This is a genomic window from Sphingobium nicotianae (assembly GCF_018603885.1).
In the GTDB taxonomy this organism is placed as follows: Bacteria; Pseudomonadota; Alphaproteobacteria; order Sphingomonadales; family Sphingomonadaceae; genus Sphingobium; species Sphingobium nicotianae.
Genome location: NZ_JAHGAW010000016.1, coordinates 48,188 through 71,639, shown reverse-complemented (window position 1 = coordinate 71,639; position 23,452 = coordinate 48,188). Strand labels below are relative to the sequence as shown.

Below are 23,452 nucleotides of genomic sequence, written 5' to 3'. Positions count from 1 at the left end.
TGGCGAGCGCTCCGGCGCTCGCCATTTTTCAAGGAAGCTGCTCTGCGTTCGCGCGGGCGAGAAGCGCCTCCCCATCGGCCGATTCCAGCCAGCGCTCTCGCACCAACTGCGTAACGTTGACGTTCACCTTGCCGATATATGTGCTCTTGGTCGGATAGAGTTCAGTGAGCTCCGACTTGGAGAGCGGTTCGCGCCATCCCCACAAACTGCATATGCCCGGACCGTCCATGCCAGCATGATAGCGAGCGGTGGGAACATCGAGCTGCGGAGAGCGGACGCCGCCAAGTATATTACCGAAACGATCCGTGTGCGCCTGTGCCTGCGGCGTGCCGGGAGAGGCTATAGCCATGGGCTCACCGCGTGGCGGCGCTATTCCCTTAGATGACCAATCCTCGAGATTGGCAAAGATCCCGCCGAGGAAAAATCCGAGAGGAACGTCATTGCCCAGGGCACCGTCTTCCTTGCACTCACCTGTCGATACAAAGCCGCGCCCGCTGGTGCGGTCGATGTCTGCAGGAGATGGTGTTCCAGCATCATCTCCGAGATGCACATGGGAGGAACCGGCAAGCTCATACGCGCGATAGAGGTCCGGCGCGACGTCACCGTCCGGACGGCGACGCAAGGAACGGATCTCACTCTGCGAGACAAGTGTGATCAGTGGCACGCCGACGGGGCGAATTTCCAATCGCGGATCGCCCGGCGGAATCGGGTCGGCACATTGGTGCATCGGCAGCCCTGGGCCAGTCGCGACCGTCGCAACATAACCATCCCATAGCGGCTTCCCGGCAGCATTCAGGACGAAGGGATGGATTGCCTCGGCATAGTTGAAGATGAAGCCGCCGGACTGGGAGTCTCCGCTCATATAGAGCCGACTGACTGCGAAGCCTTGCAGGGGATTTTGTGAGCTGTCGCTTTTTAGAAGCGCGCCAACCTGGCTGAGGGCGTCCCAGATGAGCCCGTTTTCGGTCGCCGGCGTCGCCTCGGCGGGCAGCCCCCCGCGTGGCATAGGCAGTCGATCCTGCCCGCAGGTCTGCGATGGCGGGAGCGGATTGGGAAAGCCAAGCCCGGCATAACGCTTCGCATCAAACTCCTGGAGTGAGGCGATTGCCACTGGCTTGATCGTAACACCGACCCAGGCATCACCATGGCGAACGAAGTGTCGCCAGGCGCTACCCCAGATTAGTGGCGCGTCGTACCGGATCGATGGGTTCATCGGTTCCACGACCACGGTGCCGCTAAACCGGCTTGCATCGCGCGGCCGACGCACCAGAATCCGTGTCACATAGGGCCCGCGAGCAAGTTCATCGAGCTTGCCGGCTGCCGGCCAGTCCAACGTGCGGGCGATACCACGCACAAAGAACTCCTCTTCGACAAATCCTGCTTTGGCGAGATCGACCGGTTCCACGGCGGACGAGGCCTGGGCCCATGGCCGCGAAGAGGTGGATACTGGGATTGGTCCTTCGACCTCAGGCAGGGAAGGAGTTGCTGGCGAGATGGCCGTGCGCGTCGCTGCAGGCGATGCCAGAACGACAGTCAATCCGACCAGCAACGCGGTCTTGTTTCTTGCCATTCCGGCCCCCTATGTCAGCTACGAGCTGATGGTTCAGACTTCAGCGGGCGAAGACTTGTCGACCCTTGATGAAAACCTTCAGAACATTGGTGTTGTGAACGTCGCTGATCGGCACCGCGAAGGGATCTCGGTCGAGCACGATGAGATCAGCGATCTTTCCGATCTCGATGCTCCCCCGGACTTTCGCGTCCCCCATCTGACGGGCGCCGTTGATGGTGAAGAGATCGACAGCTTCCTTGAGCGTGATCGCTTCATTGGCGGCAATAGCCGGCCCGGTGCCTGGGTCGCCCGGTACACGACGGGTCACCAATGTCTCCATACCGATCCAGGGATTTGCCGTAGGGGTGCCAGTGGGCCAATCCGAACCGACGACCACGAGCGCGCCACTGTCAATTGCTTCCCGCACCGGCCAAGCACGGGACATCAGATTCGGCCCGACCGCTTTGAGCTGTTCGTCATTGATGATCGTTGGAAACCAAAGATAGGGCGAGAATTCGAACGTGGCGCGTAGTGGTTTGGCGCGGGCCACCTGATCTTTCGCCAGCAGCGTGAGATGCGCAACGTCATGCAGAGGACCGTTTGGACCGTTGGCCTTCCGCGCCGCTGCGATCGCATCGAGGACGGCCTTGGATGCCGCGTCTCCGACCGCGTGGAACTTAACGGTGAGGCCCATCTTGTCCCACTTGGTGACAAGCGGATCAAGTTCTGACGGCGAGACCATCAGGATGCCCTTCTCGCGGCCGCTGTCCGTCATACCGGGCGGGTTGTCGGCATAGGGCTCAAGCAGCGCGGCGGTATGGCCCGCAGTGGGCACGCCATCCATGAACACTTTGACGCAATCCGGGCGGAAGTTCGCCCGTTCATATTTCCCGCGGCTGGCCAGGACCTGGTCGAACGAAATTTGGGGGCCGGGCGAGCGGCCATAGACCAAGCAACCACGGACTTGCTGAACTAGCTCGCCCTTTGAGTCGAGATCGTCATAGGCCTGAGCAATGGGCGGCGCGACCAGCGCGTCTACCAAGGTCGTGACACCGGTGGAAAGGAGCTGATCGAGAGCGCGCTTGAGCGACGCAGCGTTTTGAGCCGGCGTAGCTGGCGGCACGCGGCTCGCCACGAGTTGCGAGGCGGCTTCCCGCAAAATACCGGTCGGCTCTCCTGCAGTGTCGCGCTCTATCACGCCGCCTTGCGGATTTGGCGTGTCCTTGTTGACGCCAGCGATCTTGAGCGCCGCGCTGTTGGCCCAACTGCTGTGACCACTGACGTCCGTGAGCAGAATTGGATTATTCGGCGCGATCTTGTCGAGCATCGCCTTGTTCGGGCCGGCGTCACCAAAGGAGATGCCTTGCCACTGACCGCCGGTGACCCACTCTCTAGGCTTCTTCGACGCGACGCAGCGTGCGACAGCATCAATGACCTGCGCAGGCGTGGCTTCCTGTGAGAAATGACATTCCGTCATCTGCGCTCCCGCGCCCATGGGATGCACATGCATATCGTGGAGGCCGGGAAAGACGGTCTTGCCCCCAAGATCGACTTTTTTCGCCCCAGCCGGAGCCTTGGCAGCCACCTCACGATTGGAACCGATGGCGACGATGGCCCCATCCTTGATCGCTACGGCCTGCTTCCACCCTGCTGGCGTATAGATGTGAGCATTGAGGAGAACGATCGACCCGCCAGACTGTTGGCCGGCATATGATGCGACGCAGGGCACCGTGGCCGCGCCCAGCAGCGCAAGACCCAGGAACAGGGAATTTTTCATGGCTCTTACTCCATTGGCAAATTTTGAGGCGCGGCGAAGCACGGGCTCACCTGCAGCTTGGCGAAGGGAACAGACGAAATCTGATGCGATGCGCGGACACACTGCTGTCAGCGGCTGCCGATGGGAATCCAGGCCCAGATGCGGGATAATTCCGCGGGATTTGATCTTCACTCGCGCATGTCCGATCCAGCCATCATCGACGTTCGCCAGCCCGCCGCGTTGGACCGACTGTCTTGTTCAAGATGGATCAGCAGGTGGCCGTAGCCATTGATCTTTTCAGTCAGAAGATTGACTTTATCGGTCAATGGAAGTGGAGGTTTTGGCGTTCGGTTATCGCGTGATTGATGAGCTTTCCGCGCGCCGGCTTTCCAGACCCTTGAATTGCCTTATTGCAGCGGCAGTGCCCCCCGGCACAGGGTCGTGGCTGCTTCCGCAAGCAGCTGCTTGCCTTCCTCCAGTTCTTCCCCTTGCGCACCCTCCAGCCCGTCGATTTCGGCCATAGGAATGTCGGTGAAGAGTCTCAGGAAGCGCGTCACATCGTCATTATGGCTGTTGCGCCAGAAATCATAATATTGCTGGCGCGGGAGCATATCCTCGTTCAGCCAGACTGCACCACCCAGGGATTTACCCATTTTCTGGCCGTCGGCTGTCGTGAGGAGAGGCGTCGTGAGCCCGAAAAGCTCCACGCCGTCCCGGCGCCGGCCGAGTTCGATTCCATTGACGATGTTGCCCCACTGATCGGAACCCCCAAGCTGCAGCTTACAGCCCAGGCGCCGATTGAGCTCGGCAAAGTCATAGGCCTGAAGGATCATGTAATTGAATTCGAGGAAGGTCAGCGACTGCTCCCTTCCCAGCCGTAGCTTCACGGAATCGAACGCCATCATTCGATTGATCGTGAAGTGCTCGCCGATGTCGTGGAGCAGTTCCATATACTGCAGGCGATCGAGCCAATCGGCATTGTTGACCATGACGGCATCAGTCGGGCCATCACCAAACTTCAAAAAACGTTCAAAGACGCGTTTGATCGAGGCCACATTGGACGCGATCGTTTCATCGTCCAGGAGTTTGCGTGCCTCGTCCTTGAAACTGGGATCCCCGATCTTTCCTGTACCGCCACCCATGAGGACAACCGGCTTGTGCCCCGCCTCCTGCATCCTGCGCAGGAGCATGATGGACACCAGGTGACCGACGTGCAGCGAGGATGCCGTCGGGTCAAAGCCGATATATCCCGGCACGATTTCACGTTGAGCGAGCGCGTCGAGGCTGGCGGCGTCGGTCAGCTGATGAATGTAGCCGCGTTCATCAAGCAGCTTGAGAAGGGACGACGAATAGGAGGTCATGCCGGGATCCGGTCTGGTCAGAATGGGCGTTCGATATGCGCCGGTCAGAGTAGCGGACGGCTGCTTTCGCGATACTGACGCGGGCTGACACTTGTCCAGCGCCGAAAAGCACGCGTGAAGCTCGCATTCTCTGCATAGCCTAATGCCGATGCGACCTCAGCGATGCTCATTCTGCTACCGGAAAGAAGGCGCTTGGCCAGCGCTTCGCGTCGGCGGTCGAGCAACCGCTGAAATGACTTCTGCTCCGAATTAAGCCTCCGATAGAGCGTCGATTGAGAGATGCGCATCTCCTTGGCGAGGCTGCATACGTTGACCTTCTGCTGGATCGACGTCGGGGTCAGGGCTTCCGTGACACGGTCTCCGAAGCTCTGAAGGCCGCTTCGAGAAGCAATGCGCTCTCGCAGCTGGGCCTCAAGAATTTCCGCCAGAGCGTCGCTAAGGGCGATCGATCTGAGGTTGAGATCAGCCGCTTTGATGATCACAGCATTGCGGGTCTGACGAAAGTATATCGGACAACCGAACAGGCTCTCATAGCGTCGCCGATCTACCGCGGGGCCGTGTTCGAGGTGAACCTCGACTGGCTGGCAACGGCCGCCGGCATATGCGCGGATCATTTTGGTGATGATGCCCAGCGAGAATTCGGCATCTTGCCGCCGCGGGGCGATGCTGTCGTCGCGGATCTGATATGTGATGGCAGCAAGTTCGCCATCATGTTCTATCTGATTGTCCGTCGCGTCTTGAACTGCAGACACGTAGCGACACAGATTTCCGATTGCTTGTCCCAAGGTCTCGGAGCTCAAGAACAGGAACCCGACCGCGCCCAGCGCCTCTGGGCCTGATGCCAATGAAAGCGAAAGGCCGATCAGCGGGTCTTGCGCCTGCTCCGCCGCCAGCTCCAGAAGCCTGACATAGTTGCGGAGCGGAAGCTGATCATTCACGTTCTCGAGCCGGTTCGGCCTGATGTCCGCCGCTGCCAGCAACTTGCCAAGCGGCAGGTCCTTCTCCCGCAAACGCTCCACCAGCGCTTTGACGTTTTGCACCGAGATCATCGGTTCCACCACTGTCGATGCGTGATGCATTCGCTCAGTTTCCGATCCTTGTTTGCATCAGTAGGCGACGCATACTGACTTCGTCTCCGTATAGGCTGCAAGAGCGTCCGGACCAAAATCGCGGCCAAGGCCCGACTGCTTGTATCCGCCAAAAGGCAGGTTTGGATCGACGGGTACATGCGTGTTTACGTAAACCGTGCCCGCCTCGATCCGCGGAATGAGATCCATCGTCCTGCCTAGGTCGTTCGACCAGATGCTGGCGGCTAGGCCGTACGGCGAGTCATTGGCAAGCCGGATAGCCTCCTCGATGTCATCGACGGGCGTCACGCTCAGCACAGGGCCGAAGACCTCTTCCCGCTGGATCATCGCATCGGCAGCCGCACCGGTCACCAGCGCGGGTGATACATAAAAGCCCTGCTTGGGACCTGTTTGGCCCCGGAAGACATGTGCACCACCCTGCTCGGCGCGAGCGATATTCAGAAGGACCGCATTCTGGTGTTGGGCCGATACGAGGGGATTGATCTGCATCGATGGATCCCGACCCGAGCCGATCGTCATCGATCCCACCGCCTGCCGAAGTCCCTCGATCAAGCCATCATAGGCGGGGCGCTCCACGTAAATGCGGGACAGCGCAGCGCAGACCTGACCACTGTTGAGGAAAGCGGCAGCGGCGAGCCCAGGGATAATCTTGGCCGGATCGGCATCTGCAAGCACCAACGCCGGGTTCTTGCCTCCAAGCTCGAGGGAAAAGCGCGCCATCCGGTCCAGTGCCTGATGTCCGATTGCCTTCCCGGTCCTGGTCGATCCGGTGAAGCTTACCTTAGCGATCGCAGGGTTCTGAACGAGCGCCGTGCCCGTCGTCGTGCCCCGTCCTACAACGACATTGAAGACACCAGCGGGCACGCCGGCCTCAATCGCAAGCTCCGCAAGCACGAGCGCCGTGACAGGCGTGAATTCAGACGGCTTGAGAACAACGGTACACCCGGCGGCCAGCGCCGGCATGACCTTCCACAGCGCAATCATCATCGGGAAGTTCCAGGGCGCTATGGCAGCGACGACCCCGACGGGCTCAGCGCGGGTATAGGCATGATAACGGCCGCCTGGGATGATCGGGATCGACATATCGAGCGTAAGGCCGGTGATCTTGGTCGCTAGGCCAGCAATGTAGCGCATATATTCGACCGAAGCGCCGACATCGACCATGCGCGCGATGTTGATGGATTTTCCCTGGTTCAGCGTCTCAAGCTGGGCAAGCACTTCGCCATCGCGTTCGACCAATTCAGCAAAGCGAAAGAGAATTCGCTCGCGATCGGCGGGGCGCAGTCCGGACCACCGCTTGTCCCGGAAGGCTGCATCTGCTGAAGCAACCGCTGCGTCGACCTGGCTTCCGGTCGCTTCCGGTAAGGCGGCGATCACATCCTCGGTGGCGGGATCGATGATCTTGAGGGCTTCGCCCGCACCGGCGCTGAAGGCGCCGTCGATGAACAACGAGCCTATACGGCCAAACACACTCTCCACGGCGGGCAACAGGCTAACGCTCGTCATCTTTATCTCCCCGCCGCCGGGGACCTAATTCCCTGCTGAACGGCAGGACGAGAATGATGCATCCACCCCGTCCTGCCGTTGACATTTTAATGCATCAATTTGATAATTTCAGTCAACCGCTCAGGGCTTGCCGGCAACCGGCCTCGCGGAATCATAGACGATCTCGCCGTTGATGATTGTCAGATTGACTTTCGTTTCGTGAACGGTGGTGATCGGCACCTCGAAGATGTTGCGATCGATCACGACGATATCAGCCAGCTTGCCTCGCTCGATCGTCCCCAACCGGTCGGAGGCATATTGCTGCCTGGCAGAGTTGATCGTGAAGAGATCGACCGCCTGCTTGAGGGTGATGGCTTCATCAGCACCGAGCGCTTCTCCGATCCCTCCGGGTTGCTTGCGGGTTACCAGGGTCTCGATCGCGAGCCAGGGATTCACAGAAGGAACAACGGCCCAGTCGGATCCCGGCACCGCAAACGCTCCAGCATCCAGCGCATCCTTGACGGGGATCCAGCGCTTCATGCGTTCGGGGCCCACTGCCTTCTCGATATCCGCGATGATCGGCGAGCGATACCAGATATATGGCGAGAATTCGAAGACGGCGCCGAGGCTGCGAGCACGTCGGATGTCGTCCATCGAGACGAAGCTGTTGTGCGCAACGTCATGGAGAACGCCCGAGAAGCCATTGGCTTTGCGGGCCGCTTCGATCGCATCGAGTCCTTGGCGAACCGCAGCGTCGCCTGCAGCGTGCATTTTGACGGTCATACCCAGTCTGTCGAAGCGAATGAGCGCCGCGTTAAGATCTTCCTGGGTGACCTGCGAAAGACCCTTTTCCCGTCCTGTCTCGTCCCGACCTGGCACCGGCACATAATGGTCGAGCATCGCGGCTGTGTGACCGTCTGTCGGCACGCCATCGAGCAGAATCTTGACGCATGAGGGCGAGAAGCGCTCGCGGGCATAGAGTTGCCTCTGCTGGATCATTTCCTCTGCGGTCATGATGATGCAGGCACGGACATGCTGTTTGAGATTGCCGGCATCCGCGATTTTGCCATAGGCGACGCCGATATCTGGAGTGACGACTGCATCGTCGAACGCCGTGATGCCATAGGATAGCATGACGTTGAGAGACCATTGCAGCGCCCGCACGGTGTCCTCCGGGCTCGCAGGCGGGACATGCGCGCTGACTCCCCACGATGCAGCCTCCCGCAGGAGGCCGGTCGGTTCTCCCTTGCTGTCGCGCTCGATGATGCCGCCCTTGGGATCGGGGGTGCTCTTGGTGATATTGGCGAGTTTCAGGGCCGCCGAATTGACCCAGGAACTGTGACCACTGATATCGGAGAACATCACCGGGTTGTTCGGTGCCACCTTGTCGAGCATTTCCTTGTTCGGCGGCGTCTTGCCGAACGAGGCAGCTTCATAGGAGCCGCCGGTGACCCATTCGCCAGGCTTCTTCGCCTTCACGCATTCCGCCGTGATCGCAAAGACCTGCGCCGGCGTTGCGTCATGAGGAAGCTGGCACTGCTGCTCCCGCTGGCCCGCTCCCGTCGGATGAACGTGCATATCATGGAGGCCCGGCAGGACCGTTTGGCCCTTGATATCCACGACTTTTGTCTGACCAGTCACGTAGGGCTGCACAGCAGCGCTATCGCCCACGGCAAGAATGACGCCCTTTCCGATTGCCAGCGAGCTTGCCCAACCTGATGGCGTGTAGATGCGACCATTGGTGAGGACCATGTCCGCCTTCTGGGCAAGAGAGTCCGTCGGCGCCGGCATTTGCGCCAAGCTGGGCTGTGACGCGATGGTGGTGGCCATCAAGATGGCGATTGCTGTCCTTCGAAACATTTCAAACCTCTCCCGTGAAAACGAATTACAAATCCCTGTTTTCCCAACGCCGGATGGCGAGCGAACTAGCTGCCCGCTCCCCTCGCGGCTTCGCGCATCATCTCGATCTGGCGCCACGCCACCCGCTCGCGACCAGCGGGAGGGCGAGATTTGGCGAGACGCGCGACGAAACCCTGGACGGCGCCAGAGACCACAAGGCCGGGAACGGCCCGCCGTACAGGGCGGATCGGAGAAACGACCTTTGCCCTGTGAGCGCATCCATCATCTGCCAGAACCGGCATCCGGAGCGGTGTAGATCTCCTCACCCCCGACGAATGTCCGCAGCACCCTGGTGTTGTGGATTTCCGTCGGTGCGATCGCGAAGATATCGCGATCGATGACGACCAGGTCAGCAAGCTTGCCCGTCTCGATCGTCCCGGTGGCCGCATCCATGTTCATCTGGCGCGATGAGGCGCGGGTGAACATGTCGATCGCCTGTTTGAGCGTGATGCGCTCCTGCGCGCCCAGCACTTCGCCGCCGCCGCCAGGTACCTGGCGAGTCACGAGCGTCTCGATTGCGATCCAGGGATTGACGGAGGGGACAACCGACCAGTCAGATCCCGGAACTGACAGGGCCCCGGCATCAAGCGCGTCCTTTACCGGGATCCAGCGCTTCATCCGCTCTTCGCCGACGGCTTTGCGGATGTCATCAATGATCGGTGAGGGGTACCAGATGTAAGGTGAGAACTCGAAGGCAGCTTCGATGGACCTGGCACGCCGGATGTCCTCAATTTTGACGAAGCTGTTGTGGCCAACATTGTGATAGTAGCCAGAGAAGCCATTGGTCTTGCGGGCAACTTCGATGGCGTTCAGAGCAGCTCTGACAGCGGCATCGCCGGCTGCGTGAAACTTCATGGTCATGCCCATTGCATCGAAGCGGGTGACCATGGCGTTGAGTTCGGGCTGCGGTATCAGCAACAGGCCCTTTTCGCGGCCTGTCTCGCTGCCGTGCACTAGCGGCACATATTCGTCCACCATCGCCGCCGTATGACCGTCGGTCGGCACGCCATCGACGAAGATTTTGATGCACGTCGGGCTGAACTTCTCTCGGGAATAGAACATCCGCTGCGCGATGAGGTCATTTTCCCTGTATATGATGCAACCGACCACGCGCTGCTTGAGCTCACCCTTGTCCGCCAGTTCGCCATATGCGATTGCGCCTGGCGTGCTCAGCCCGGCATCGACAAAGGATGTAATGCCGAAGCTTGCCATCAGGTCGAGCGCCCATTTGAGGGCTGAGACATATTGCTTCTTGCTTGGGGGCGGAACGCGCTCACGCACCAGTCTGCCAGCGGCTTCTCGCAGGATGCCGGTCGGCTCGCCTTTGCTATCTCGCTCGATAATGCCTCCCTTGGGGTCGGGTGTATCGCGCGTGATGCCGGCTGCCTTCAGCGCCACCGAATTCGCCCAACTGCTGTGGCCGCTGATATCCTCAAAAACCACAGGATTATTAGGTGATACCTTGTCGAGCATCGACTTGTGAGGCGGTGTGGATCCGAACGACGCCGCCTCATAGGCCCGCCCGGTAACCCATTCTCCAGGCTTTGCTTTGGCGACGCACGCGGCGGTGACCTCGAAAACCTTCGCGGGCGCAGCGCCATGGGGAATGGAGCATCGGGATTGGTCGATGCCCGCGCCAGCGGGGTGGACATGCATGTCGTGCAGGCCGGGAAGGACCGTCTCTCCTTTGAGATCGATGACGCGCGTCGAGGCAGTTTTGTGGGGCGTCACTGCACCCGCGTCTCCCACGGCAACGATCGTCCCCTTTGAAATGGCTACGGCGCTCGCCCAGCCATTGGGGGTGTAGATACGACCGTTCTCGAGAACCGTATCTGCAGGCGCCGGCTCAAGTGTTTCCAGCATACCGTTGAGTTGCGCGGAAGCCGGTGCCGCACTTGCAAGCAGCAGCCCAAAAGCGAGTGAGGAAATCTTCATCTTCTTTGCCTTCGTCGGATTGACGGACGGTGGCGTCCCGGGCGCAAAAAAATGGGGTGGCTAAATGCCACCCCAACGCGATCAGTAGCGACCGACGAGCGTGACGCCGAACGTCCTTGGCCGCAGCGTAGCGCCTTGGAAGAGGCTTGGATTGTTGCCCGAGAAGACGGAAATCGACTGGCTCAGGCCCAGTTGCGGATGCACGTTGAACAAGTTGTTCGCGAAGACCGACAGGTCGAATTGCTTGATCCGGATACCCGCGCGAACGTTGACGAGTTCAGTTGCCGGCGGCGGTGGGATAAGCGGATTATAGCTTCCGCCATTCCGAGGATTTTGGGATCCGATGCCCGCCGATGCGGCCGAGAGAAACTGGTAGTCCGCTCTCAGATAGCCGTCGTTTTCGAGAATAGGAAAGTCATAAGTTCCACCGACCGTGACCGTCCAGGGCGAGCCCGGAATTCGATCTCCCGCCGTAACTAGGTTCGATGTCGGACTGGCCGGGTTGACGACGTCCGAGTTGAACTTCGCATAGGTGTAGCCGACAGCCCCAGACAGCTGAAAATGGCTGGTTACACTGAGATTGGCGTTCAGGTCGAACCCCTTGCTCGTCGCGGAACCGGCATTGATCACGAACTGGAAGCCGCATGACAGCGCGATGTTCTGCTGGATATTGCTCCAGTCGATGTAATAAGCGCTTCCGGCCACTTGTAGACGGCGATTGAACAATTTGCTCTTCGCGCCGACCTCGTAGCTCCACAAACTATCCGATTTATATGTTCCGAAACCATTGGCCGCGAGCGGAAGCCTGCAACCAGCCCCGATCTCCGGGTTACCACCACCCGTTCGATAGCCCTTCGCTGCGGAGGCATAGAGCAGGGTGTCATTCGTAGCCTGATACGAGATCCCGAATTTGGGAGTGACAGGCGTCTCCTTCTGCTTTGCGCTGGCGATGACCGGCGTGGCGCCGACGATCGGACCATAGTTGTTGAAGAAGATGTCCACATCGGCCTGAGCCACACGAACACCCGCAGTCAGCTTCAGCTTTTCGGTCACCTTGAAGTCAGCCTGCGCGAATCCGGCAAGCTGCGTTTCCCGAACGGTGCCGGGATCGAGTGCATCGCCGAACACCGCACCAGCCATTGGTGCGTCCGCGCCGCCGGCCTGCAACGGCCCATAACAGAATGGCGCTACGGTGAAGGCCGGGCAGCCACCCGCAGGGAAGGAAACCGGGGTCGAAAGCGTCGCGACGAACTGCTTCGCGACCTGCTTGTTCTTGGTGTAAAAAACTCCGGCGACCCAGTTCAGCCGCGAAGTTGGATCGGTGGATTCGATCCGGAATTCCTCCGAGATATTCTCTTGATCGTTGAACTGGTAGGACGGATGGTAATCGGTCGGCTGAGACAGATACGAGCCATAATAGAGAGAATGTTCGAAGGTCGTATAGTCGCTTACCGAGCTCTGTTTGCGGTTGAAATATGACGTACTGGACACGAGGCGTACTGGCCCGAGATCGAGTTCGGCCTTCAGCGAAGGCAGATAGAAGCGATCATGGCTCGGCTGCGCCTTGTTATTACCCTGACCGAACTGGTTTGCCGACGGGTTCGACAGGTTCACCCAATATGTGCTGGAATCATTGTTGTAGATGTTCTGATAATAGATTGACGCGTTCAGCGTGAAATTTTCGATAGGCGTGAATAGCAGCGCCCCTCGCAGCACATCGACGTCTTGGTAGTTGGCGTCTTTCTGCACGACCTTGCCGGTCGTTGGCTGAGCATAGCCGCCGGGTGTCACGCCCGGGAACTGAGATTGAAAGTAATTGGAATTGGCTTGGGCGAGCAACGGACCAACGCCAGGGACACCAGACAAGGCCTGAATGATACCGTTGGTAACCGGACAACTGCTTGGCGTCACAAAGCAGGTGGACAGATAGACCGGGCCGCCTGCCGGACGGTCATACTGAATGCGATCGACGTAGCCACCATCGCGACGGTGCCAACCACTGACACGGAACGCCAATTTGTCTTCGATGATTGGTCCACCCACCGCGAGACCGAGCTCCCAGCTGGTGCCCCCGCCTTCCGTGACGCCGACTTCTCCGCGGCCATAGACGCTGTAGTTCTTGAGGCTGGGTGTCGGTGTGATGAACCGTACCGCACCGCCTTCGGCGCCTGCACCAAAGAGCGTGCCTTGCGGTCCACGAAGAACTTCGACGCGCTCGAGATCGAAGATGTTCGGGAAAACCGAATAGCTGCTATATCCGAAATTGCGGGACTGAATGGGCGTATCGTCGATGTAGATACCCGTCGTCGATGCACCCGCTCCAGAACTCACACCGCGGATGGATATCTGAGCTGCACCGGAATTTCGCGTATCGCCGCGACCGAAAGTGACGCCCGGCGTGAGCCTCGAGATATCGTCGATGCTGCGCACGCCCTGCTGGTCGAGGCGCTTGGCCGAGAAAGCCTCGACGCTGATCGGGACCTTGCTGAGGACTTCAGACTGGCGCGTTGCCGTAACGACGATTTCCTGGCTTTCAGTCCCACCGTCGGTGGCGCTGTCTGCCTTCTGGCTCGTGGAGTCAGGCGCGGCTGCACCCTGCGCATGAACTCCCGTCGAACCGATCATGATTGCAATAGCCGCGAAAGATGCCTGTCGCAGTTCGCGAGCCAGTCTGAAGTTTCTCATTGTCCGTTCCCCTAATTTGTACGTTGCGCCCCTCCCGGGCAGAACATTAATTGTTATTATTCAATATCTTATTTCATTACACTGCGACTCGAAAGGCCTCCTTCAGCGCGTTGGCGATCACGTCGACTTGCTCTTCACTGATCACGAGCGGCGGTGAGAGAATGAGCTTCGTTCCGACGGGGCGGACGATCGCCCCATGAGCGCGAGCGGCATCGGCGAGGCGATAGGCAAGGCCCTCACCAGGATCGATCGGCTCGCGCGTTTCCTTGTCAGCCACGAGATCGATTGCGATCATCAGGCCCTTGCCACGCACATTGCCGACGACTGCCGACGACTGCTCAAGAGGTTTCAAGCCATCAAGGAGGCGCGCGCCCATCGCGGCTGCACGGCCGGGCAGATCTTCGCGCTCGACGATCTCGAGGCATGCAAGCGCCGCGGCGCAGGCAACGGCATGGCCGGTATAGGTATAGCCATGCATGATCGCGCCGGTGAACGTGGCGTCGTCATCCCAGGCGGAGACGACGCGCTTGTTGAAAAGGGTCGCGCCAAGCGGCACGTATCCCGAACTCAAGCCCTTAGCGAGACACATGATGTCGGGTTTGACGCCCCAGCCGCGCGAGCCGAACATGGCACCCGAGCGACCGAAACCGGTGACCACTTCATCGGCGACGAGGAGCACGCCGTAACGATCGCAGACTTCGCGAACCAACGGCCAGTAGGTCTCAGGCGGAACGATGACGCCTCCCGCGCCCTGGATGGGCTCGGCGAAAAAGGCCGCTACCGTATCGGGGCCCTGAAACTCGATTTCCCGCGCGAGAGCGTCAGCACAAATCCGCGCGAGTTCCTTGGGGTCGTTCGTCCAAGGATTTCGGTAAATCCAGGGGCATTCGACCTGATAACAGTTCGGAAGAAGCGGCTCGTAGTTGGCTCGGAACGACGGAATGCCGTTCATGGAGACGCCGCCGATGTGCGTGCCATGATAGGCGTTCATGAGCGAGATGAACTTTACGCGCTGCGGCTGACCCTTGAGCCTCCAATACTGCCGGGACAGCTTCATCGCCGTTTCGACAGCGTCCGAACCACCATTGGAAAAGAGGACGCGAGCCATGTCTTCCGGCTGCGTCATTTCGATCAGCTTCTGCGAAAGCAGGATGGATGGCGGCGTAGTCGTTCCGTCAAAGGGTGAGAAATATGCGATTTGGGCGAGCTGGGCCTGGATCGCGTCGATTACTTCCTTCCGGCCGTGCCCGACATTGACGCACCACAAGCCGGCGACACCATCGACATAGGATTTGCCGTCAAGGTCTTCGACGACTGCCCCGCGACCGCGGGCAATGATGAGCGGCGGGTCCTGCTCGAGCCGTTTGGGATGAACCATCGGATGCCACTGATATTTGGCATTGGCCGCTTTCAAGAGATTGTCATCAACGCGCTCTAGTGCGGCGGCTGCGATAGGCTTCGAGTTCATGTTGCTCCTGCTCGTGCAAAGCTGCTGGAGCGGGAGAATGCCGCAGCTGACGACAATCCCGTTGATCTACCCCGTCAGATCTTTGATAGTTTCATTCAGAACCACATTGGCTGCCGGGCCGCTGACGCTTCCCGGCAGCCATTCATTCATTTGACAGACCCAGCGTCGAATGCAGTCCAGCCAATGCCAAGGCTTTCGCCCACCGGCTGACTGGTGAGGGTGCCGCGATGGACGTTTAAGCCAGCCGCCACATGGGGATCAGCAAGCGCTCCGAGACCTTTTTCGGCCAGCGAAAGCCCGACAGGCAGCGTGGCATTGTTGAGCGCTGCAGTTGAGGTCTTGGGCACCGCGCCAGGCATATTCGCAACGCAATAATGAACGACGCCCTCTTCGACGTAGGTGGGGTTGGCATGCGTCGTCGCGCGCGATGTTTCCGCACAGCCGCCTTGGTCGATCGCAACATCCACCAACACCGATCCCAGCTTCATTCTCCGCAGCAGTTCACGCGTGATGAGCTTGGGGGCACTTGCACCAGGCACCAGTACCGCACCGATAAGAGCGTCGGCCTGCGCCGCTTCTGCTTCGAGCGCGTCGGCGGTCGAGTAACACGTGCGGACCCTTCCCCCGAAGAGATCGTCCAATTCCCGCAAACGGGCGAGCGACCTGTCGAGGACGGTGACCTCCGCCCCCAGGCCCACAGCGATCTTCGCGGCGTGCGTTCCAACGACGCCGCCTCCGAGCACAACGACACGGCCAGAGGGCACGCCGGGAACGCCCCCGAGCAGCAAGCCTTGGCCACCGCTGTGTTTTTCGAGCGAGACGGCTGCGGCCTGAATTGAAAGGCGGCCGGCCACCTCACTCATGGGGGAAAGCAGCGGCAAGCCGCCTCTCACATCTGTGATCGTCTCGTAGGCGATGGCGGTCACACCACTGGCCAGCAGTCCTTCGGTCTGCTTACGATCCGACGCGAGATGAAGGTAAGTGAAGAGGATCTGTTCCTCGCAGAGACGGGTCCACTCTTCGGGCTGGGGCTCCTTGACCTTCACGATCAGGTCGGCCGAAAACGCGTCTTCCGCCGTCACGATTATCGCTCCGGCTGAAATATAGTCTTGATCTGTCGCCCCGATCCCCGCGCCCGCCTCGGTCTCGACCAGGACGGAATGTCCCCGTTGGACGAATTCCCGAACACTGCCGGGCGTCAGTCCAACTCGGTATTCATGAACCTTGATTTCCTTGGGTACGCCGATGCGCATCGCGCTGTTCCTTCCACATTAGCTGGTGGCGGGAACGTATTGGAAAGTCGGGCGCTAATCCTTGCAATCTATCGACAAATGCGGTCAAATGACTTATTAATTTAACGATATTACTGATTGCATGGCATGAATATGAATGTTCTTGATCGCGCTGATGGAAAGATCGTCAAGGCCCTTTGCGCAAACGCGCGGACGCCGGTTCTCCAGATCGCTCAGTTGGTCAATCTGTCGCAGCCTGCTTGCAGCCGCAGGATACAGATGCTCGAGCAGCACGGAATCGTGACGGGATATGAGGCAGTCCTGGATCTTCGGGCATTGGGTTTCAAAGTCACCGCACTTGTCGACATTCAGCTCAGATCGCAAAGTGAAGACGATATGTCCGCCTTTGAGGCTGCGGTAACGGAGCACCCGCAAATCGTTGAGTGCATGCTGGTATCGGGAGAGCAGGATTATCGTCTCAAGGTCATCGCCCGGGACCTAGAAGACTATGAACATGTGCACCGCACGGCGCTGTCGCGTCTACCGGGCGTGGTGCGGATCGCTTCCAGTTTCGCCTTGCGCCTCGTTTCAAGCCGCCATTCGGTTGATGCGATTTTTGAGGCCGCGTCTTTACATCCCTCTGCCTAGCAAGCTTACGGCGGCGCGAAGCCCCCCTATTAATCCCGCGCGCGCTGCTTCACTCTATGCTGACGCCGGGGACTAAGGGCCGAGAGATGGCACAGGCGCGATGCGGGCGACAACTTGTCGTCGCCCGCTGAACCGGAGTTTCGCGCACCCTATAGGTAAAGCTTCTGGTTGATGGGGATATTGTTGTCCCGGCAATGGCTTTCATAGTGATGGATGAACCACCAGACATCGGCAGTGAAAACGAACTTGCCCCATTCATCATGGAATTCGATTGGTCCCTGCATCCATCCGAATAGCTTTACCCCTTCGGGGTGGTCCGTCATCAGCGTGTGACTCTCTCCTGGCGTTTCGAGAATGAGGCCGCCCGGCGAGGCGACCCAATCATATTCAAGATACTTCACGCTTCCATGGAGGCAGACCATCACGATGGTACCACGATGGAGATGTGTCCCGATGACACCGGGCTCTTTGACCCAAAGCACATTCGAGAAGGTGTTGGACCGAACGTCGAACGCCAAGTGCTTGATCATCGCAGTGGGACCAAAGGGAACCCAGGGACTATCGATATCGCTCTGCACGTCGATATATCGGCCGCCCGGACTGAGACGTTCGACCAGTGCTTTGTGCGCGAAGCCAACGTCGACAATCTCCGCCTTGGTTGACGGAGGCACCATGCTGTTCGTTGCCATTTCTTCTCCTAAAGTGGGTCTCGTTAGCTGTGGCACAGCTTTAGCGAGAGACGATCGGACCAGCTTGGAGGAACGCGCGCTGTCCCAGGACAAGCGCGCAGCGAGCGGCGTTCCTCAAGCGCCGTCGACCAAGCGCTTTGGCTCTGCGCGCTTGTCAGCAGCCCAGGCTCACCCCCGGAAATTCGCTTCCCGGTAACCTCCATCAAGGAGCGCATCTAAAGTCCCAGCATTTTCTTAGCCGCCGTCACAAGATTCTCGAGATCGCCTTGGGAAGAAGGAAGCAGTTTCCTAAGATTAACGAAGCCGTGAGCCATGCCATGCGCTTCAAGATGCACGACTTGGGCCCCTTGTTCGCGGGCATAGGCCGCATAGGCTACGCCCTGACCGCGCAGCGGATCGAGGCCTGCGGTCATCACAAGCAGGGGCGTTTTGACGGGAACCGATCCCTTGAGACAATTGTGTCGTCGATTGTCTCCCGACGCGCCATAGCAGTCGTTGAACCACGCAACAGCCTTTCTGGTGACAAGGAAGCACTCTCCAACCGTTCGGACCAAAGGCCATTCAATAGCCGCACCGATGCGAGGATAGATGGCCAATTGCGCAGTGACCGGGACAGATGCCGGTATCTCTGCCAATCGCTGTGCAACCAAGATGGCAAGTTTGCCGCCAACGTCGTCGCCGCACGTCACGAGAGCGGTGACGCCCTCGCCGAGTTGGCGAGGTCCCGTTGCGGCCCAACGCGCAATCGCTTCGGCATCCTCGGGTGCGGCGGGAAAGGGATGCTCAGGACTGAGCCGGTAATCGACAGCTAAAACAGGCAAATCGAACCGATCCGCAAGCCACGTGCAGAAGCTGTTATGTGATTCAAGGTCGCCAATCACAAAGCCGCCGCCATGAAAGAACAATATCAGCGGGCCGGCACCTCTCGATCGACGCCGATCGTAGAGACGAAGCGCTATGTCGCCCACCGGTCTCTTGACTTTGAATGAGCGGCAAACCGGGAGTCGGACGGCTGGCAGATCAGCATCAATGCCCATAGCGCGCATCAAGACACGGGCATCATGGACGGACAGTGTTTCGAGCGGCGGTATGGCGCTGTCGTTCGAGGATGCAAGGAAAGCGGCGGCATCGGGGCGGATGAAAGGAGCGGCCATAGGCTAGGCCTGTCGCGTCCCATGAAAATGGCCGCTAGCGTATCGGAATGCCGTGCGGGTCGGTTGATCCCGAGCGACGATGAGGCATCCGCGAGGTGAGGCCGCAACGATGGTCCCGGCCCTACTTGATGTTGGCGCCGACGTGTTAGTTGCCATTTCTGCTCCTGACTTCGCCCTTCTCGAGCTGCGGCAGGAGCATACCGGCCGAGTGGCAAGAAGCTTGGATGGACGCGTCGCGTCCCAGGACAGATGTGCAGATCAGCGCGCGGCTTGGCGCCAGGCCGTCGGGGGCACGCCGTAATGGCGCGTGAAGCAGCGGGTGAAGTAGGCGGCATCATTGAAGCCGCACTCGAACGCAATCGCCGTGACAGTTGCCTCGCTTGTCTGGGCAAGCAGATCTGCTGATCGGGAAAGGCGACGCGCCCGGATGAATGCGGTCGCGGTTGTGTTCATCTTGGCGAAGCCCATCTGGATCGTCCGGCGTGAGAGGCCGAGTTGGAAAGCGAGCGTATCCACGCCCAGATCGGGGTCGTGAAGTTGGGCATCCACTGTTTGCATCAGGACCGATCCGAGCTCGACTGCCTGTGCCTCATGGGTTATAGAAGAGAATGCCAGAGCGACCAGTTCGGCCAGAGCATTTTCGAAATGTGCGCACCATTGAGCGCCGGGGTCGATACGCATCGTCATGGCCTCTTTCCAGGAAGCGACCATGAATTGCCTGAACGCGACGACCGAGCGGGACGAGCCCGGCATGCGGGCGCCGCATAGCGCGCCGAGATTTTCCATTTTTGACTCAAGCAATGCGCGTGGAAGGTCTACCACGATCATGTCATGCGCGTTGGTTTCCAACACCGCCAAGTCATGAGACGAGCACAGCGACAGATCGCCAGGCTTTAAGTCGATGACATGCTGACGATGAGATTGGCGGCAGTAACCCCGCCCTTGAATATGGAGCAAGATTCGCTCTTCGAACGATTTCCGCTCATGTCGGTGGACGACCGACTCTGCCGCACTCGCCCAAAGCATTGTCACGCTGGGAAGATGCCAGCTGTAAAGTTCGCCGCGAAAGTCGGTTGACGCCATGTCGATCGAAAGCCCAGGAGAAGAGCTCGTCGCTATGTCGTTCCAGACTTGGATGTTCGTGCGCCCCGACTTGAATGGCGTAGAGAAATGCTGGACGATCGACATTCGTGCTCTCCAAATTCCCGCCCCCCGATCATCCGCGACGATGTCGTAGGGTTGAAGGATTGCAACCAAAATGCCGGATCCTGCCACGGGAAGCGACAAGAAATTGCAGTCATGCTTTGGTCATGCTGTCGCATGGCTTGGACCGCGGCCCGACCAAGGCCGCCACAAACCTAGCCCGGCAAACTCCCCTTTTCGAGAAGCCAGGTTCGAGCCTCCTTCTCGTTGGTAAAGACCGCGACATTCGCGTGGGGCGAGACATGCTTGGCTTGGATGGCATTGAGCGCCGAGGACACCAGAATGGCGAAGCGCCCGAAATCCTCGCCCCTGCGAGGGTCGAACAAGCTTTCGAACGCCTGGCCAACTTCTTTCGACTGGACGGCAAAATCGCGAGCATCGGAGAGCACACGATAATATCTCGTCTGCTTGATAATCTGAACGTGCTTGGCGGTCATTTCCGCCTCATAATCACGGAAATCGTCCATAGACCAATAGCCTTCGAGCTTCAGCTCGAGGAGCTTGTTCATCGCGTCGTAAGTGACCTTGAACTTTGCCATCGCTTTGTGTGAACCGTTCTATCGATCATCGGTTGCCTTGATAGACATCGTAAATTCAATATCGCTGCGCCAGAAATTGCTCCATCAGCCAATCGCGCCGAGGGCTTCGCCAAGCCTTGCATATTCTTGCGGCCGCCTTTTGCGCATGCATAGGGCCGAAACAACACCTGCGATCCCAATACCGAAGATGACGGCCGGGAAGGATTGGATAAGCTTCGAATCCGAGCCGCTGAGAAGCTGCAGGTTGAGGCACACTAGGATGAGCCAGGTTGCAAGGCCAACCGCGCTGATGATCGGCGCCGCTGCGCGGCGGAAGAAGCCCACACCGCGGCTATCCTTACGGAAGAACAGCCATGCGGAAACGGCGACCATGAACTGGACTACGAGTATGCCGATCGTTGCAAACGCGCTGAGCCACGAGAAGACCACCGCGTAAGGATCTACACCGAGAAGCGCGAACAGAGCGAGGAACAGGAGCGCGCTGGCCGATTGAATTTTCCCGGCTACTGAAGGTGCGCTGAACTTTGGATCGACATGACCAAGCCACGGAGGCAGCAACCGGTCGCGTGCCAATGCGAAGAGATAGCGTGTGATCGTGTTGTGGAACGCCAGGAACGAGGCAAACAGGCTCGTTAGAAGCAGCGTTTCCATCACGATGCGCGGCGCGTCCCCAAGCAGGCGTTGCGCAACGTTAAAATAGAGATTTGAGGGATCCGCCCTGGCCGCACCTGCAATCTGCGATGTCCCGTAGTCCAGACTGATCGTCCAAGTGGAAAAGGCGTAGAGGAGCGTGATCAGCCCGACCGCGAGATAGGTGGCTTTAGGAATGGTCCGGTCGGGATTTTTCGCCTCTTCACTGAAGATCGTCGTGGCCTCGAAACCGACATAAGAAGCCACAACGAAGACGAGAGATACGCCTAGCCCCGGGCCAAACAGCACCGATGGCTTGAACCCTTCGACACTGACACCGCTCTTCGCTCCATTGAGCAAGATAGCGAAGTCGAGGATCAGCATGATCACCACCTCGAGCACCATGAGGATACCGAGCACAGCGCCGCTGAACTCAATGCCTCTCCTTCCGCAAAGATGGGCAACGATCACTGCAGGCATCCCGACCGACCACCATGGAAGGTGCAATCCGAACGAAGCCAGACGCTCGGCCGCGAACAGGCCGAAGAGGGCATAGATGGCGACCTGGATCGCCGAATAGGCAGCGATGGCGATGAACGCTCCGGCTACGCTCGCAGGTCGGCCAAGGCCCCGAGCGATATAGCCGTAAAAGCCTCCGGCAGACCCGCAATGGCGGGACATGGCGGTGAAGGCTGCGCCAAAGACCGCGTAGACTGCGCCGGCTATCAGAAATGCGCCCGGCAACCCTGCGCCGTTTCCGAAAGCAAAGGCCGCTGGCGAGGCACCGACGACAGCGGTCAGAGGGGCGGCGGCTGCGACGACGAAGAATATGATGTGAGCCGTTCCCACCGCATTCTTCTTCAGTGACGCAGTCTTTGGATCATTCATGCTGCTTTGGCCCCCGTTCCGATCATGAAAGCAGGCGCTTACCCGTTTTCAGCAATCAGCCACTTCTAGGACCGGCTCGATCGACCGCCAAGCTTCGAGGCGGAGTGGGCGCCCGAAACCGAGCATAGGCCAGTGCCAGAGCAGCATGAGAACGAAGACTTAGAACGGCTTGTTGGCGCTGTCGGTCCCTAGACCTAGGGACAGACAGCCACTGCCGGCAACCTAGAGTCTTGGACGCTGCGAAATCGCTGCACGTCCGAAATTCATGGAGTCTCTCATGGCCAAACCCTTTGCCTCGTCCGCTGATACGGCACCCAAGACCGAGACGCTCGAGATCCTGGCAGACGGGGTTTACGCGCTGACGGCCGAGGGAGACCCCAATGTGGGTGCTATTGAGGGTGAGGATTTTCTCGTCTGCTTCGAGGCCCGCGCGACGCCGGCAGCGGCGCGCGACTGGCTCACCAAGCTCCGCGAGCATACCGACAAGCCCGTCCGCTATCTCGTCCTCACGCATTATCACGCCGTTCGCGTGCTGGGTGCCAGCGCATTCGACGCGCAGGACATTGTGACCAGCACCACCACGCAGAAGTTGATCGAGGAGCGTGGCAAGGAGGACTGGGACAGCGAGTATGGCCGCATGCCGCGCCTCTTCAAGGAACCCGAAGGCATTCCTGGGCTGACGCGGCCGACCATCACCTTCGACAACCATTATCAAATCGAGCTTGGCGGAGATCGCGGGCGCATTGATCTGCAGTTCTGCGGACGCGGACACACCGCCGGCGACATCGTCGCATGGCACGAGAAGTCCGGCACGCTTTTCGCCGGAGACCTCGTTGAAGCGGAAGCTGCTCTCTATACCGGCGATGCTTCCCACTTCGATTGGGCGGCGGGCACACTCGACAAGGTCAAGTCGTTCCGCTCGACCAACCTCATCGGCGGGCGGGGACCGGTTGCCAAGGGCATTGCCGCCACGGATGCAGCAATCGAGCAAACCCGCGAATTTCTGAAGACGATGATCGACAAGGTCGGCGACGTGCATAGGCGCGGCGGCTCATTGCGCGAAGCATTCGAGGTAACCCACGCAGCCCTCGAGCCCCAGTTCGGCCGCTGGCCGATCTTCGAGCACTGCCTGCCGTTCGACGTCCAACGCCTATGGGATGAGTTCGACGGTATCGACTGGCCGCGCATCTGGACAATGGAGCGCGATCGCGAGGTTTGGGCGCAATTGCAGGACTGAGGCCAA

The 23,452-nt window shown here is 59.4% G+C and carries 17 protein-coding genes and 1 pseudogene; 2 read left to right on the top strand and 16 right to left on the bottom strand.

The window, feature by feature from the left end; all coding sequences use genetic code 11:
• Positions 1–28: 28 nt before the first annotated feature.
• The 11 genes and pseudogenes from KK488_RS20215 to ald all read right to left on the bottom strand — a co-directional run bounded on the left by KK488_RS20215 (position 29) and on the right by ald (position 16,479).
• Positions 29–1,570 (bottom strand): alpha/beta hydrolase domain-containing protein, encoded by a 1,542-nt coding sequence (locus KK488_RS20215; protein WP_250890822.1) that lies wholly within the window; start codon positions 1,568–1,570, stop codon positions 29–31.
• 40 nt (positions 1,571–1,610) lie between these two features.
• Entirely contained in the window at positions 1,611–3,326 is a 1,716-nt protein-coding gene (locus KK488_RS20210) for an amidohydrolase (protein ID WP_214625527.1), read from the bottom strand.
• A gap of 167 nt (positions 3,327–3,493) precedes the next feature.
• The gene (locus tag KK488_RS20205) at positions 3,494–3,631 is read right to left on the bottom strand and encodes a hypothetical protein (protein WP_214625526.1); all 138 of its coding nucleotides are present in this window, start codon (positions 3,629–3,631) and stop codon (positions 3,494–3,496) included.
• Between the two features lie 96 nt (positions 3,632–3,727).
• Positions 3,728–4,666 (bottom strand): annotated as a pseudogene (gene tyrS, locus KK488_RS20200) (tyrosine--tRNA ligase); the annotation flags it as partial.
• Between the two features lie 44 nt (positions 4,667–4,710).
• On the bottom strand, positions 4,711–5,745 hold the full coding sequence (qhpR, locus tag KK488_RS20195; protein WP_214625524.1) for an AraC-like transcriptional regulator QhpR: 1,035 nt from the start codon (positions 5,743–5,745) through the stop codon (positions 4,711–4,713).
• A 27-nt stretch (positions 5,746–5,772) separates the two neighbouring features.
• On the bottom strand, positions 5,773–7,260 hold the full coding sequence (locus KK488_RS20190) for an aldehyde dehydrogenase family protein (RefSeq protein ID WP_214625523.1): 1,488 nt from the start codon (positions 7,258–7,260) through the stop codon (positions 5,773–5,775).
• 120 nt (positions 7,261–7,380) lie between these two features.
• Positions 7,381–9,069, bottom strand: coding sequence for an amidohydrolase (locus tag KK488_RS20185; protein ID WP_214625522.1), 1,689 nt, complete (start codon positions 9,067–9,069; stop codon positions 7,381–7,383).
• A gap of 291 nt (positions 9,070–9,360) precedes the next feature.
• Entirely contained in the window at positions 9,361–11,073 is a 1,713-nt protein-coding gene (locus KK488_RS20180) for an amidohydrolase (RefSeq protein WP_214625521.1), read from the bottom strand.
• Between the two features lie 81 nt (positions 11,074–11,154).
• A complete protein-coding gene (locus tag KK488_RS20175; protein ID WP_214625520.1) occupies positions 11,155–13,698 on the bottom strand; it encodes a TonB-dependent receptor in 2,544 nt (847 codons plus the stop codon).
• 136 nt (positions 13,699–13,834) lie between these two features.
• Entirely contained in the window at positions 13,835–15,226 is a 1,392-nt protein-coding gene (locus tag KK488_RS20170; RefSeq protein ID WP_214625519.1) for an aminotransferase class III-fold pyridoxal phosphate-dependent enzyme, read from the bottom strand.
• A 146-nt stretch (positions 15,227–15,372) separates the two neighbouring features.
• Positions 15,373–16,479, bottom strand: coding sequence for an alanine dehydrogenase (gene ald / locus KK488_RS20165; protein WP_214625518.1), 1,107 nt, complete (start codon positions 16,477–16,479; stop codon positions 15,373–15,375).
• A 132-nt stretch (positions 16,480–16,611) separates the two neighbouring features.
• On the opposite strand from ald, the gene KK488_RS20160 reads away from it, so the two are divergent.
• Entirely contained in the window at positions 16,612–17,106 is a 495-nt protein-coding gene (locus KK488_RS20160) for an Lrp/AsnC family transcriptional regulator (RefSeq protein WP_214625517.1), read from the top strand.
• A 149-nt stretch (positions 17,107–17,255) separates the two neighbouring features.
• Here KK488_RS20160 and KK488_RS20155 read toward each other — a convergent pair whose 3' ends face one another.
• The 5 genes from KK488_RS20155 to KK488_RS20135 form a co-directional block, all read right to left on the bottom strand.
• Positions 17,256–17,795, bottom strand: coding sequence for a 2,4'-dihydroxyacetophenone dioxygenase family protein (locus KK488_RS20155; protein ID WP_250890820.1), 540 nt, complete (start codon positions 17,793–17,795; stop codon positions 17,256–17,258).
• 215 nt (positions 17,796–18,010) lie between these two features.
• Positions 18,011–18,949, bottom strand: coding sequence for an alpha/beta hydrolase (locus KK488_RS20150; RefSeq protein WP_214625516.1), 939 nt, complete (start codon positions 18,947–18,949; stop codon positions 18,011–18,013).
• Positions 18,950–19,207: 258 nt separating this feature from the next.
• Positions 19,208–20,137: a helix-turn-helix domain-containing protein gene (locus KK488_RS20145; protein ID WP_214625515.1), complete on the bottom strand. Its 930-nt coding sequence runs from the start codon at positions 20,135–20,137 to the stop codon at positions 19,208–19,210.
• Between the two features lie 170 nt (positions 20,138–20,307).
• The gene (locus KK488_RS20140; protein WP_214625514.1) at positions 20,308–20,691 is read right to left on the bottom strand and encodes an STAS/SEC14 domain-containing protein; all 384 of its coding nucleotides are present in this window, start codon (positions 20,689–20,691) and stop codon (positions 20,308–20,310) included.
• 84 nt (positions 20,692–20,775) lie between these two features.
• On the bottom strand, positions 20,776–22,209 hold the full coding sequence (locus tag KK488_RS20135) for an APC family permease (RefSeq protein WP_214625513.1): 1,434 nt from the start codon (positions 22,207–22,209) through the stop codon (positions 20,776–20,778).
• A gap of 277 nt (positions 22,210–22,486) precedes the next feature.
• On the opposite strand from KK488_RS20135, the gene KK488_RS20130 reads away from it, so the two are divergent.
• The gene (locus KK488_RS20130; protein WP_214625512.1) at positions 22,487–23,446 is read left to right on the top strand and encodes an MBL fold metallo-hydrolase; all 960 of its coding nucleotides are present in this window, start codon (positions 22,487–22,489) and stop codon (positions 23,444–23,446) included.
• The last annotated feature ends 6 nt before the right edge of the window (positions 23,447–23,452 follow it).